We start from the raw sequence: 13,789 nt of genomic DNA on the forward strand, positions 1-13,789 counted from the left end.
AAAGCAAAATGGCAGGAACGAATTCCCGCCAAATTTAGGGGTACAAGAGTCTAAAGAGGATCTTGCCCCCAGTCAAGGCAAGGCCCCGACCTCCCCGCCCATCGAACCTCGACAAATTGTCTCGATTCGATGAACGGAGCGGCCAGGGCCTTACGCTCATTTATCGCAGAACTCAGTTACCGCTCGAGTTCAGCGCTTCGGTCAGTGCAGCTTCCACTTCACTGGCGCTTACGCGCAACGGTTTGTCAGCATCACGACGGCGCTTACGCTCGCTGTGATAAGCCAGACCGGTACCCGCCGGGATCAGACGACCCACGACTACGTTTTCTTTCAGGCCGCGCAGGTAATCGCGCTTGCCGGTGACTGCCGCTTCGGTCAGTACTCGAGTGGTTTCCTGGAAGGAAGCCGCCGAGATGAACGATTCGGTGGACAACGACGCCTTGGTGATACCCAACAGTACGCGAGTGAACTTGGAAACGAATTTCTCGTCGCCAGCCAGACGCTCGTTCTCTACCAGAACATGAGTCAATTCCATCTGGTCGCCCTTGATGAAACTGGAATCGCCGGATTCAGCGATTTCAACTTTACGCAGCATCTGACGCAGGATGGTCTCGATGTGCTTGTCGTTGATCTTCACGCCTTGCAGACGGTAAACATCCTGGATCTCGTTCACGATGTACTTGGCCAGCGCACTCACACCCAGCAGACGCAGGATGTCGTGTGGATCGCTCGGGCCGTCGGAGATAACTTCGCCGCGGTTTACCTGTTCGCCTTCGAAGACGTTCAGGTGACGCCACTTCGGAATCAGCTCTTCGTACGGATCGCTACCGTCGTTCGGGGTAATGACCAGACGGCGCTTGCCTTTGGTCTCTTTACCGAACGCGATGGTGCCGCTGACTTCAGCCAGAATCGAGGCTTCTTTCGGACGACGAGCTTCGAACAAGTCGGCAACACGCGGCAGACCACCGGTGATGTCACGGGTCTTCGAAGTCTCTTGCGGAATACGAGCGATAACGTCACCGATCGCGATTTTCGCACCGTCCGCTACACCGACCAAGGCGTTAGCAGGCAGGAAGTACTGAGCAATTACGTCGGTACCCGGCAGCAAGAGATCCTTGCCGTTGTCATCAACCATCTTCACAGCAGGACGGATATCTTTACCGGCAGCTGGACGGTCTTTGGCGTCGAGTACTTCAATGTTGGTCATACCGGTCAATTCGTCAGTCTGACGCTTGATCGTGATGCCTTCTTCCATGCCCACGTAGGTCACGGTACCTTTCATTTCGGTAACGATTGGGTGAGTGTGCGGATCCCACTTGGCCACGATTGCGCCAGCGTCGACCTTGTCACCTTCTTTAACCGAAATCACAGCACCGTACGGCAGCTTGTAACGCTCACGCTCACGACCGAAGTCGTCAGCGATCGCCAGCTCACCGGAACGGGACACAGCAACCAGGCAACCATCCACTCGCTCAACGTGCTTCAGGTTATGCAGACGGACGGTACCGCCATTCTTCACCTGAACGCTGTCAGCAGCGGAGGTCCGGCTTGCCGCACCACCGATGTGGAACGTACGCATGGTCAGCTGGGTACCTGGCTCACCAATGGACTGGGCAGCGATAACGCCGACCGCTTCACCGATGTTCACCTGGTGACCACGAGCCAAGTCACGGCCGTAGCACTTGGCGCAAATGCCATAGCGGGTTTCGCAGCTGATCGGCGAACGCACGATCACTTCGTCGATGCTGTTCAGCTCGATGAACTCGACCCACTTCTCGTCTACCAGCGTACCGGCAGGAACGATAACTTCTTCAGTACCCGGCTTGAACACGTCACGGGCAATGACACGACCCAATACGCGCTCACCCAGCGGCTCAACAACGTCACCGCCTTCAATGTGCGGAGTCATTACCAGGCCATGCTCGGTGCCGCAGTCGATCTCGGTCACAACCAGATCCTGCGCTACGTCTACCAGACGACGAGTCAGGTAACCGGAGTTCGCAGTTTTCAACGCGGTATCCGCCAAACCTTTACGAGCACCGTGAGTGGAGATGAAGTACTGGAGTACGCTCAAACCTTCACGGAAGTTCGCAGTAATCGGCGTTTCAATGATGGAGCCATCCGGCTTGGCCATCAGGCCACGCATACCGGCGAGCTGACGGATCTGCGCAGCAGAACCCCGTGCGCCCGAGTCGGCCATCATGTACATCGAGTTGAACGATTCCTGGTCGACTTCGACACCATGACGGTCGATGACTTTCTCTTTCGAGAGGTTGGCCATCATCGCCTTGGAAACTTCGTCGTTCGCCTTGGACCAAAGGTCGATCACTTTGTTGTACTTCTCGCCCTGGGTTACCAGGCCGGAGGCGTACTGACTTTCGATCTCTTTCACTTCATCGGTAGCTGCACTGATGATGCGGGCTTTCTCATCCGGGATAACGAAGTCGTTTACACCGATGGAAACGCCGGAAATGGTCGAGTAAGCAAAACCGGTGTACATCAACTGGTCGGCGAAGATCACGGTCTCTTTCAAACCAACCACGCGGTAGCACTGGTTGATCAGCTTGGAGATCGCCTTTTTCTTCATCGGCAGGTTGACGACGTCGTACGACAGACCTTTTGGCACAACCTGGAACAACAGCGCACGACCGACAGTAGTGTCGACGATACGGGTGTTGCTCACGCTGCCACCATCACGGTCGTTGACGGTTTCGTTGATCCGCACTTTGACCTTGGCGTGCAGTGCGGCTTCGCCGGCACGGAACACACGGTCAACTTCTTGCAGATCCGCGAACACACGACCTTCGCCCTTGGCGTTGATCGCTTCACGAGTCATGTAGTACAGACCCAATACAACGTCCTGCGACGGAACGATGATTGGCTCACCGTTGGCTGGCGACAGAATGTTGTTGGTCGACATCATCAACGCGCGCGCTTCCAACTGGGCTTCCAGTGTCAGCGGTACGTGCACGGCCATTTGGTCGCCGTCGAAGTCGGCGTTGTACGCGGCGCAGACCAGCGGGTGCAGCTGGATAGCCTTACCTTCGATCAGTACCGGTTCAAACGCCTGGATACCCAGACGGTGAAGGGTCGGTGCACGGTTGAGGAGTACCGGGTGTTCGCGAATCACTTCAGCGAGAACGTCCCAAACTTCCGGCAGCTCGCGCTCGACCATCTTCTTGGCAGCCTTGATGGTGGTCGCGAGACCACGCATTTCCAGCTTGCCGAAAATGAACGGCTTGAACAGCTCGAGAGCCATTTTCTTCGGCAGACCGCACTGGTGCAGACGCAGGGTCGGACCTACGGTAATTACCGAACGACCGGAGTAGTCAACACGCTTACCGAGCAAGTTCTGACGGAAACGACCTTGCTTACCCTTGATCATGTCAGCCAGGGATTTCAGAGGACGCTTGTTGGAACCGGTGATAGCGCGGCCACGACGACCGTTGTCGAGCAGTGCGTCGACGGCTTCCTGCAACATACGCTTTTCGTTGCGCACGATGATGTCCGGAGCGGACAGATCAAGCAGGCGCTTCAAGCGGTTGTTACGGTTGATCACTCGACGATACAGATCGTTGAGATCGGAAGTCGCGAAGCGACCGCCATCCAGCGGGACCAGTGGACGCAGATCTGGCGGCAGAACCGGCAGAACGGTCAGCACCATCCATTCTGGAAGGTTGCCGGAACCCTGGAAGGCTTCCATCAACTTCAGACGCTTGGACAGCTTCTTGATTTTGGTTTCGGAGTTGGTTTGCGGAATTTCTTCACGCAGACGGCCAATCTCGTGTTCCAGGTCGATAGCGTGCAGCAGTTCACGGACAGCTTCGGCACCCATGCGGGCATCGAAATCGTCGCCGAACTCTTCCAGCGCTTCGAAGTACTGCTCATCGTTCAGCAGCTGACCCTTTTCAAGGGTGGTCATGCCTGGATCGATAACGACATAGCTCTCGAAGTAGAGAACGCGTTCGATATCACGCAGGGTCATGTCCATCAGCAAACCGATACGCGACGGCAGCGATTTCAGGAACCAGATGTGGGCAACTGGCGAGGCCAGTTCGATGTGCGCCATGCGCTCACGACGAACTTTAGCCAGCGCGACTTCAACGCCGCACTTCTCGCAGATCACACCGCGGTGCTTCAAGCGCTTGTACTTACCGCACAGGCACTCGTAATCCTTTACCGGGCCAAAGATTTTGGCGCAGAACAGGCCGTCACGCTCAGGTTTGAACGTACGGTAGTTGATGGTTTCCGGCTTTTTAACTTCACCGAACGACCACGAACGGATCATCTCAGGCGATGCCAATCCAATACGGATGGCGTCGAACTCTTCGACTTGACCCTGGTTTTTCAGCAAATTCAGTAGGTCTTTCAAGGCCTTTCCTCCTGGCGGAGCAGAGAGCGGGCAATCCTGCCCCGCTCTCGATTCGCGTCACGTGTTATTCGGTTTCCAGATCGATATCGATGCCGAGGGAACGAATTTCCTTGATCAACACGTTGAAGGACTCGGGCATGCCCGGCTCCATACGGTGATCGCCATCCACGATGTTTTTGTACATCTTGGTACGGCCGTTCACATCGTCCGACTTCACTGTGAGCATTTCTTGCAGAGTGTAAGCGGCACCGTATGCTTCCAGTGCCCAGACCTCCATCTCCCCGAAACGCTGACCACCGAACTGCGCCTTACCACCCAGCGGCTGCTGGGTAACCAGGCTGTACGAACCGGTAGAACGAGCGTGCATCTTGTCGTCTACCAAGTGGTTCAGCTTCAGCATGTACATGTAGCCAACAGTAACCGGGCGCTCGAACTTGTTGCCGGTACGGCCGTCGGTCAGCTGCATCTGGCCGCTTTCTGGCAGGTCTGCCAGTTTCAGCATGGCCTTGATTTCGCTTTCCTTGGCGCCGTCGAACACTGGAGTGGCCATTGGAACGCCGCCACGCAGGTTCTTCGCCAGATCCAGGATTTCCTGGTCGGAGAAGCTATCCAGATCTTCGTTACGACCGCCGATCTGGTTGTAGATCTCGTCCAGGAAGGTGCGAAGCTCAGCAACCTTGCGCTGCTCTTCGATCATCCGGTTGATCTTCTCGCCCAGACCTTTGGCCGCGAGGCCCAGGTGGGTTTCAAGGATCTGACCAACGTTCATACGCGAAGGTACGCCCAACGGGTTGAGGACGACGTCGACCGGGGTGCCATTGGCATCGTGCGGCATGTCTTCAACCGGCATGATCACGGAGACCACACCTTTGTTACCGTGACGACCGGCCATCTTGTCGCCCGGCTGGATGCGACGACGGATTGCCAGGTAAACCTTGACGATTTTCAGCACGCCTGGAGCCAGGTCATCGCCTTGCTGCAGTTTGCGCTTCTTGTCTTCGAACTTGTCGTCCAGCAGACGGCGGCGATCAACGATGTAGGCCTGAGCCTTCTCGAGCTGCTCGTTCAGAGCATCTTCAGCCATGCGCAGTTTGAACCACTGACCATGCTCAAGACCGTCGAGAACTTCGTCGGTGATTTCCTGACCTTTCTTCAGACCGGCGCCGCCTTCGGCTTTGTGGCCAACCAGAGCGGAACGCAGACGTTCGAAAGTGGCGCCTTCAACGATACGGAACTCTTCGTTCAGGTCCTTGCGGATCTCGTCGAGTTGAGTCTTCTCGATCGACAGTGCACGAGCATCACGCTCAACGCCGTCACGAGTGAAGACTTGTACGTCGATGACAGTACCCTTGGTGCCGGTAGGCACGCGCAGGGAAGTGTCTTTAACGTCGCTGGCTTTTTCACCGAAGATGGCACGCAACAGCTTCTCTTCCGGAGTCAGTTGGGTCTCGCCTTTCGGAGTGACCTTACCAACCAGAATGTCGCCTGCGCCAACTTCAGCACCTACGTAAACGATACCGGCTTCGTCCAGCTTGTTCAGTGCAGCTTCACCCACGTTCGGGATGTCTGCAGTGATTTCCTCTGGCCCAAGCTTGGTGTCACGAGCCACACAGGTCAGTTCCTGAATGTGGATCGTGGTGAAACGATCTTCCTGAACCACACGCTCGGACAGGCAGATGGAGTCTTCGAAGTTGAAGCCGTTCCATGCCATGAACGCGATGCGCATGTTCTGACCCAGAGCCAGCTCACCCATATCGGTGGACGGACCGTCGGCCATGATGTCGCTACGCTGAACCCGATCACCTTTACGCACCAGCGGACGCTGGTTGATGCAGGTGTTCTGGTTGGAGCGGGTGTACTTGGTCAGGTTGTAGATGTCGACACCAGCTTCGCCGGTTTCAACTTCGTCATCAGCAACACGAACCACGATACGGCTGGCGTCGACGGAATCGATAACGCCGCCACGACGAGCCACGACGCAAACGCCGGAGTCACGAGCTACGTTACGCTCCATGCCGGTACCGACCAGCGGCTTGTCAGCGCGCAGGGTTGGTACAGCTTGACGCTGCATGTTCGAACCCATCAACGCACGGTTGGCGTCGTCGTGCTCGAGGAACGGGATCAGCGACGCTGCAACCGAAACTACCTGCTTCGGCGAAACGTCCATCAAGGTGACGTCTTCCGGCGCCTTGACGGTGAACTCGTTCAAGTGACGAACAGCTACCAGTTCGTCGATCAGGACTTTCTTGTCGTTCATCGTGGCCGAAGCCTGAGCGATCACGTGATCAGCTTCTTCGATGGCGGACAGGAACACGATCTCGTCGGTGACCAGAGCGTCTTTCACCACTCGGTACGGGCTCTCGAGGAAGCCGTACTGGTTGGTGCGCGCATAAGCTGCCAGGGAGTTGATCAGACCGATGTTCGGACCTTCCGGCGTTTCAATCGGGCATACACGACCGTAGTGAGTCGGGTGTACGTCACGAACTTCAAAACCTGCACGCTCACGAGTCAAACCGCCAGGGCCGAGTGCAGACACACGACGCTTGTGGGTGATCTCGGAGAGCGGGTTGTTCTGGTCCATGAACTGGGACAGCTGGCTGGAACCGAAGAACTCTTTCACTGCCGCAGCCACTGGCTTGGCGTTGATCAGGTCTTGCGGCATCAGGCCTTCGCTTTCAGCCATCGACAGACGCTCTTTGACCGCACGCTCAACACGTACCAGGCCAACGCGGAACTGGTTCTCGGCCATTTCGCCTACGCAGCGAACACGACGGTTACCCAGGTGGTCGATATCATCGACGATGCCTTTACCGTTACGGATGTCGACCAGAGTCTTCAGGACCGCGACGATGTCTTCTTTGCACAACACGCCCGAACCTTCGATCTCGGTACGACCGATACGACGGTTGAACTTCATCCGGCCGACCGCAGACAGGTCATAACGCTCAGGGCTGAAGAACAGGTTGTTGAACAGAGTCTCGGCAGCATCCTTGGTTGGCGGCTCGCCTGGACGCATCATGCGATAGATCTCGACCAGCGCTTCCAATTGGTTGCTGGTGGAGTCGATCTTCAGTGTGTCGGAGACGAACGGACCGCAGTCGATATCGTTGGTGTACAGAGTTTCGATGCGAACAACCTGAGCCTTGGCGATTTTGGCCAGGATCTCGGTGTTCAGCTCGGTGTTGCACTCTGCCAGGATTTCGCCGGTTGCCGGATGCACGATGGCCTTGGCGGTAGTGCGACCCAGGACGTAGTCCAGAGGCACTTCCAGGGTCTTGAGACCGGCTTTTTCGATCTGGTTGATGTGGCGCGCAGTAATACGGCGACCAGCCTCAACGATGACCTTGCCCTTCTCGTCCTGAATATCAAGAACAGCGATTTCACCACGCAGACGCGAAGCAATCAGTTCCAGACTGAGGGTTTCGCCGCTCAGGTGAAAAACGTTGGTGGTGTAGAACGCGTCGAGCACTTCTTCAGTGGTATAGCCCAGCGCGCGCAGCAGTACCGATGCAGGCAGCTTGCGACGACGGTCGATACGCACGAACACGCAATCTTTCGGGTCGAACTCGAAGTCCAGCCACGAACCGCGGTAAGGAATGATGCGCGCGGAGTACAGCAGTTTACCGGAGCTGTGCGTCTTGCCACGGTCGTGGTCGAAGAACACGCCCGGGGAACGGTGCAGCTGGGAAACGATTACACGCTCGGTACCGTTGATTACGAAAGTACCGTTCTCAGTCATCAGGGGGATTTCACCCATGTAGACTTCTTGCTCTTTAATGTCCTTGATCGCTTTGTTCGACGATTCTTTGTCGAAAATGATCAGGCGCACTTTTACCCGCAAAGGTACGGCGTAAGTTACACCGCGCAACACGCATTCTTTGACATCAAATGCCGGTTCGCCCAGGCGATAACCGACGTACTCCAGCGCAGCATTGCCGGAGTAGCTGATGATCGGGAAAACGGATTTGAAGGCCGCATGCAGGCCCACGTCGCGGAACTGATCTTTAGTCGCTCCCGCTTGCAAGAATTCACGATACGAATCCAGCTGGATGGCCAGGAGGTACGGCACATCCATGACGTCCGGCAACTTGCTAAAGTCCTTGCGGATACGTTTTTTCTCAGTATATGAGTAAGCCATCAGCGTTCCCCAGCTTGGTCACCTGCTTGTTTGGCCCCTCCCGACGGGAGCAGCCAGAAAATCGTGCAAACCCCATGGTTTGCGCCACCACATCGGGTGGTTACAGCTCGTTATCAACACCGACCCAGTCGGCTGCCAATAACGGAAAAAGGCCGGTGGCAAGAGCCACCAGCCATCAGCCTTTCGCTTTACGCTTGGGCTGGAGGAGCAAAGTCGATGCTTACTTCAGCTCGACTTTAGCGCCTGCTTCTTCCAGAGTAGCTTTGGCTTTGTCAGCTGCGTCTTTCGAAACAGCTTCCAGAACCATGGCAGGAGCGCCGTCAACTACAGCCTTGGCTTCTTTCAGGCCCAGACCGGTCAGTTCACGTACTGCCTTGATCACGTTAACTTTCTTCTCGCCAGCTTCGGTCAGCATGACGTTGAATTCAGTTTGCTCTTCAACAACAGCGGCAGCAGCAGCTGGACCAGCCGATGCAGCAGCAGCGGTAACACCGAATTTTTCTTCGAAAGCTTTGATCAGCTCAACAACTTCCATTACGGACATGTTGCTAACTGCTTCAAGGATATCGTTCTGAGAGATAGACATGAATCTAATTCCTGATATTGGGGACGGCCTACGCGACCATCGAAATAAACAAAAAACGCGAGAAGGAGACGAGCCTTAGGCTGCAGCTGCTTCTTTTTGGTCGCGAACTGCCGCCAGAGTACGAGCCAATTTGCTGGTAGCGCCTTGAATCACGCTCATCAGCTGAGAAATTGCTTCGTCACGGGTCGGCAGGGTTGCCAGTACGTCGATCTGATTAGCTGCGAGGAACTTGCCCTCGAACGCAGCTGCCTTGATCTCGAACTTATCCTGACCTTTGGCGAACTCTTTGAAGATACGAGCAGCAGCGCCCGGATGTTCTTTGGAGAACGCAATCAAGGTCGGGCCGGTGAACACGTCGTTGAGAACACTGTATTCAGTGTCAGCAACAGCGCGCTTGAGCAGGGTGTTACGTACGACACGTACGTAAACGCCAGCTTCACGAGCCTCTTTACGGAGTCCGGTCATTGCGCCTACTGTTACGCCACGGGCATCAGCCACGACAGCGGACAGAGCGACTTTGGCAGCCTCGTTGACTTCAGCGACGATGGCCTTCTTGTCTTCGAGTTTAATTGCCACGGGTTTAACTCCTGCTTGTTACCGTTTCATCCAACCGGAGTCGGATGTCGTTTTGGTGTCTGATTCGGTAAGGAACCGGGAGCACCATCTGCGTAGGCTTGAGGTTTAAGACTTGCGTCGCCTACGGTCTTGGATAGCCCCCGCCAGGCAGGGACCCCAATCTTTCAATTGACGCAATCGCTTGCGCCAACCTGTGTCTTACGCGTCGAGCGAGCTTTGGTCGATAACCAGACCTGGGCCCATGGTAGTGCTCAGGGTAACGCGCTTGACGTAAATGCCTTTCGAAGAAGCTGGCTTGATACGCTTCAGATCAGCGATCAGGGCTTCAACGTTTTCCTTCAGCTTGACGGCGTCGAAGCCAATCTTGCCAACGGAAGTGTGGATGATGCCGTTTTTGTCGGTGCGATAACGAACCTGACCAGCCTTGGCGTTTTTAACCGCGGTAGCTACGTCTGGAGTTACGGTGCCAACTTTAGGGTTAGGCATCAGGCCGCGCGGGCCGAGGATCTGACCCAACTGACCAACAACGCGCATTGCATCCGGGGATGCGATAACTACGTCATAGTTCAGGTCGCCGCCTTTCATTTCGGCAGCCAGGTCGTCCATACCTACACGGTCAGCGCCGGCAGCCAGAGCGGCCTCAGCAGCAGGACCCTGGGTGAACACAGCAACGCGAACGGTCTTGCCAGTGCCGTGTGGCAGCACAGTAGCGCTACGAACAACCTGGTCAGATTTACGCGGGTCAACGCCCAGGTTCACAGCAACGTCGAACGACTCGCTGAACTTGACAGTCGACAGCTCAGCCAGCAGGGCAGCAGCGTCTACAAAGTTGTAGGACTTGCCTGCTTCGATTTTGCCGGCGATAGCCTTTTGACGCTTGGTCAGCTTAGCCATTACACACCCTCCACGTTAAGGCCCATGCTACGAGCAGAACCGGCGATAGTACGCACGGCTGCTTCCATATCAGCTGCAGTCAGATCCGCGTTTTTGGTTTTCGCGATTTCTTCCAGCTGAGCACGGGTCACGGTGCCAACCTTAACGGTGTTCGGACGAGCGGAACCGCTAGTCAGACCAGCAGCCTTCTTCAGCAGAACCGAAGCAGGGGTGGACTTGGTTTCGAAAGTGAAGCTACGGTCGCTGTAGACAGTGATGATCACTGGAGTCGGCAGACCTGGCTCAAGACCCTGGGTACGGGCGTTGAAAGCCTTGCAGAATTCCATGATGTTCACGCCGTGCTGACCCAAAGCAGGACCAACAGGTGGGCTTGGGTTAGCCTGAGCGGCCTTCACTTGCAGCTTGATGTAAGCGGTAATCTTCTTGGCCATGAGGCACTCCAATTACGGGTTCAAACGCCTCGAAAGGCTCCCCGGTTACTTGCGCGTTTATCCCAGTGACGACAAAACCCCACAGCCTGGGGCTGCGGGGTTGGGATGCTTGATCAGCTAGACCTTTTCGACCTGGCTGAACTCTAGCTCTACCGGAGTAGAGCGACCGAAAATGAGCACCGCCACTTGGATCCGGCTCTTTTCGTAGTTAACCTCTTCAACCGTGCCGGTAAAATCGGCAAACGGCCCGTCATTGACACGTACTGACTCACCCGGCTCGAACAACGTCTTCGGCTTCGGCTTGTCGCTACCATCAGCAACACGACGCAGAATTGCTTCTGCCTCTTTATCTGTAATCGGTGCAGGCTTGTCAGCAGTACCGCCAATGAAGCCCATCACCCGAGGAGTGTCCTTGACCAAGTGCCAAGTACCCTCATTCATATCCATCTGCACCAGCACATAGCCAGGGAAGAACTTGCGTTCGCTTTTGCGCTTCTGGCCATTACGCATTTCAACCACTTCTTCAGTGGGAACCAGAATTTCGCCGAAGCCATCTTCCATGCCAGCCAGCTTTACGCGCTCGACCAAAGAGCGCATGACATGCTTCTCGTAACCGGAGTAAGCATGCACAACGTACCAACGCTTAGCCACGGGACACCCTTAGCCGACAATCAAGGAAACAAGCCAGCCGAGCAGGGAATCGAGCCCCCACAACAGCAACGCCATAACCAGTACAACAGCCACAACTATCAGCGTGGTCTGCGTGGTTTCTTGGCGAGTTGGCCATACGACTTTACGAATCTCGGTGCGAGCTTCCTTAACCAGTACAAAGAAAGACTTGCCCTTCACCGTCTGCAGGCCTACAAAGGCAGCTACAGCAGCAATGACAAGCAATGCGAGTACGCGGTACAGGATCGGCGAAGCAGAGTAATACTGATTGCCAACAACGCCAACAACCACCAAGGCGACTACTACAAGCCACTTAAGTAGATCGAAGCGAGAGCCTTGAGCTTCAGCTTTAGGAGTCATCTATGAAGATCCTGTGAAAAGAAAGCCAGATACACCAAGTGAATCTGGCAGGTCAGGAGGGAATCGAACCCCCAACCTACGGTTTTGGAGACCGTCGCTCTGCCAATTGAGCTACTGACCTAAAACAAAATCAGGCCGACCATTATGCCGGCCCGAAAAAGACATTACAACAATTTACTCGATGATTTTGGCTACGACGCCAGCGCCGACGGTACGACCGCCTTCACGGATAGCGAAACGCAGACCATCTTCCATCGCAATGGTTTTGATCAGGGTAACAGTCATCTGAATGTTGTCACCTGGCATTACCATTTCAACGCCTTCTGGCAGCTCGCAGTTACCAGTCACGTCAGTAGTACGGAAGTAGAACTGTGGACGGTAGCCTTTGAAGAACGGAGTATGACGACCGCCTTCTTCCTTGCTCAGAACATAAACTTCTGCGGTGAACTTGGTGTGCGGCTTAACCGAACCCGGCTTAACCAGAACCTGACCACGCTCAACGTCGTCACGCTTGGTGCCACGCAGCAGAACGCCGCAGTTCTCGCCAGCACGACCTTCGTCGAGCAGTTTGCGGAACATTTCAACGCCGGTGCAAGTGGTGACGGTAGTGTCACGCAGACCAACGATTTCCAGCGGATCCTGAACGCGAACGATACCGCGCTCGATACGACCAGTCACAACAGTACCGCGACCGGAGATCGAGAATACGTCTTCGATTGGCATCAGGAACGGCTTGTCGGTCAGACGAACTGGTTCTGGGATGTAGCTGTCCAGAGTTTCAACCAGTTTACGAACGGCAGTGGTGCCCATTTCGTTGTCGTCTTTGCCTTCCAGCGCCATACGAGCCGAACCGATGATGATTGGAGTGTCATCGCCCGGGAAGTCGTAGGTGGACAGCAGGTCGCGAACTTCCATCTCAACCAGTTCCAGCAGTTCAGCGTCGTCTACCAGGTCAGCCTTGTTCAGGAAAACCACGATGTACGGAACGCCTACCTGACGAGACAGCAGGATGTGCTCACGGGTTTGCGGCATCGGACCATCAGCGGCCGAGCAAACCAGGATAGCGCCGTCCATTTGAGCAGCACCGGTGATCATGTTCTTCACATAGTCAGCGTGACCTGGGCAGTCAACGTGAGCGTAGTGACGGATCTTCGAGTTGTACTCAACGTGCGCGGTGTTAATGGTGATACCGCGAGCTTTTTCTTCTGGCGCGCTGTCGATCTTATCGAAATCAACGATAGCCGAACCGAAAACCTCGGAGCAAACACGAGTCAGAGCAGCAGTCAGAGTGGTTTTACCGTGGTCAACGTGACCAATGGTACCAACGTTGACGTGCGGCAGAGAACGATCGAACTTTTCCTTAGCCATCGAAACAACCCTCAGCAGAAGAATTAAGCGAACAATATCAGCCATTAAAACAAAGGCAGATATTTTCATATCTGCCTTGTTATATGGAGCTCTTGAGCGGATTTGAACCGCTGACCTCACCCTTACCAAGGGTGTGCTCTACCAACTGAGCTACAAGAGCGTAACACTTTGCAGGACCTGCAAACTTGGAGCGGGTAGCGGGAATCGAACCCGCATCATCAGCTTGGAAGGCTGAGGTTCTACCACTAAACTATACCCGCGGAGCTTGCAGCTCTCGCTAAAAATGGTGGAGGGGGAAGGATTCGAACCTTCGAAGTCGTAGACGTCAGATTTACAGTCTGATCCCTTTGGCCGCTCGGGAACCCCTCCTAAGCGAGCCGGCATTCTACATCATG

Annotated in this window: 9 protein-coding genes and 4 tRNA genes; all 13 read right to left on the bottom strand. The window is 55.3% G+C overall.

Annotated elements, in window-relative coordinates:
* Nucleotides 1-172: 172 nt before the first annotated feature.
* Entirely contained in the window at nt 173-4,372 is a 4,200-nt protein-coding gene (rpoC, locus tag LOY55_RS27530; protein WP_046033382.1) for a DNA-directed RNA polymerase subunit beta', read from the bottom strand.
* 64 nt (nt 4,373-4,436) lie between these two features.
* Nucleotides 4,437-8,510 carry a DNA-directed RNA polymerase subunit beta gene (gene rpoB, locus LOY55_RS27535; RefSeq protein WP_046033383.1) on the bottom strand — a complete coding sequence of 1,358 codons (4,074 nt, stop codon included), beginning with the start codon at nt 8,508-8,510 and terminating at the stop codon, nt 4,437-4,439.
* Nucleotides 8,511-8,730: 220 nt separating this feature from the next.
* The gene (rplL, locus tag LOY55_RS27540; RefSeq protein ID WP_046033384.1) at nt 8,731-9,096 is read right to left on the bottom strand and encodes a 50S ribosomal protein L7/L12; all 366 of its coding nucleotides are present in this window, start codon (nt 9,094-9,096) and stop codon (nt 8,731-8,733) included.
* A gap of 75 nt (nt 9,097-9,171) precedes the next feature.
* On the bottom strand, nt 9,172-9,672 hold the full coding sequence (rplJ, locus tag LOY55_RS27545) for a 50S ribosomal protein L10 (protein ID WP_046033385.1): 501 nt from the start codon (nt 9,670-9,672) through the stop codon (nt 9,172-9,174).
* Nucleotides 9,673-9,870: 198 nt separating this feature from the next.
* Nucleotides 9,871-10,566, bottom strand: a complete 696-nt coding sequence (gene rplA, locus LOY55_RS27550; protein ID WP_008041297.1) for a 50S ribosomal protein L1 — start codon at nt 10,564-10,566, stop codon at nt 9,871-9,873.
* The gene (rplK, locus tag LOY55_RS27555; RefSeq protein WP_007933726.1) at nt 10,566-10,997 is read right to left on the bottom strand and encodes a 50S ribosomal protein L11; all 432 of its coding nucleotides are present in this window, start codon (nt 10,995-10,997) and stop codon (nt 10,566-10,568) included. Before rplK ends, rplA begins: the two co-directional genes overlap by 1 nt.
* A gap of 117 nt (nt 10,998-11,114) precedes the next feature.
* Nucleotides 11,115-11,648 carry a transcription termination/antitermination protein NusG gene (gene nusG / locus LOY55_RS27560; RefSeq protein WP_007896622.1) on the bottom strand — a complete coding sequence of 178 codons (534 nt, stop codon included), beginning with the start codon at nt 11,646-11,648 and terminating at the stop codon, nt 11,115-11,117.
* A 9-nt stretch (nt 11,649-11,657) separates the two neighbouring features.
* Nucleotides 11,658-12,026 (bottom strand): preprotein translocase subunit SecE, encoded by a 369-nt coding sequence (secE, locus tag LOY55_RS27565; protein WP_007896620.1) that lies wholly within the window; start codon nt 12,024-12,026, stop codon nt 11,658-11,660.
* Between the two features lie 45 nt (nt 12,027-12,071).
* Nucleotides 12,072-12,147 (bottom strand) — tRNA-Trp (locus LOY55_RS27570).
* A 53-nt stretch (nt 12,148-12,200) separates the two neighbouring features.
* Nucleotides 12,201-13,394, bottom strand: a complete 1,194-nt coding sequence (gene tuf / locus LOY55_RS27575) for an elongation factor Tu (RefSeq protein WP_027924378.1) — start codon at nt 13,392-13,394, stop codon at nt 12,201-12,203.
* Nucleotides 13,395-13,478: 84 nt separating this feature from the next.
* Nucleotides 13,479-13,554, bottom strand: a tRNA-Thr gene (locus tag LOY55_RS27580).
* Between the two features lie 26 nt (nt 13,555-13,580).
* Nucleotides 13,581-13,654: transfer RNA gene (locus tag LOY55_RS27585), tRNA-Gly, on the bottom strand.
* Between the two features lie 24 nt (nt 13,655-13,678).
* A tRNA-Tyr gene (locus tag LOY55_RS27590) sits at nt 13,679-13,763 on the bottom strand.
* Between the last annotated feature and the right edge of the window lie 26 nt (nt 13,764-13,789).

The sequence above is a fragment of the Pseudomonas sp. B21-040 genome (assembly GCF_024748695.1).
Classification (GTDB): Bacteria; Pseudomonadota; Gammaproteobacteria; order Pseudomonadales; family Pseudomonadaceae; genus Aquipseudomonas.

Bases quoted from the DNA above. Each gene is read 5' to 3' on its own strand.
- rpoB (WP_046033383.1), bottom strand. From the start codon at position 8,510: ATGGCTTACTCATATACTGAGAAAAAACGTATCCGCAAGGACTTTAGC.
- rplL (WP_046033384.1), bottom strand. From the start codon at position 9,096: ATGTCTATCTCTCAGAACGATATCCTTGAAGCAGTTAGCAACATGTCC.
- rplA (WP_008041297.1), bottom strand. From the start codon at position 10,566: ATGGCTAAGCTGACCAAGCGTCAAAAGGCTATCGCCGGCAAAATCGAA.
- rplK (WP_007933726.1), bottom strand. From the start codon at position 10,997: ATGGCCAAGAAGATTACCGCTTACATCAAGCTGCAAGTGAAGGCCGCT.
- secE (WP_007896620.1), bottom strand. From the start codon at position 12,026: ATGACTCCTAAAGCTGAAGCTCAAGGCTCTCGCTTCGATCTACTTAAG.
- tuf (WP_027924378.1), bottom strand. From the start codon at position 13,394: ATGGCTAAGGAAAAGTTCGATCGTTCTCTGCCGCACGTCAACGTTGGT.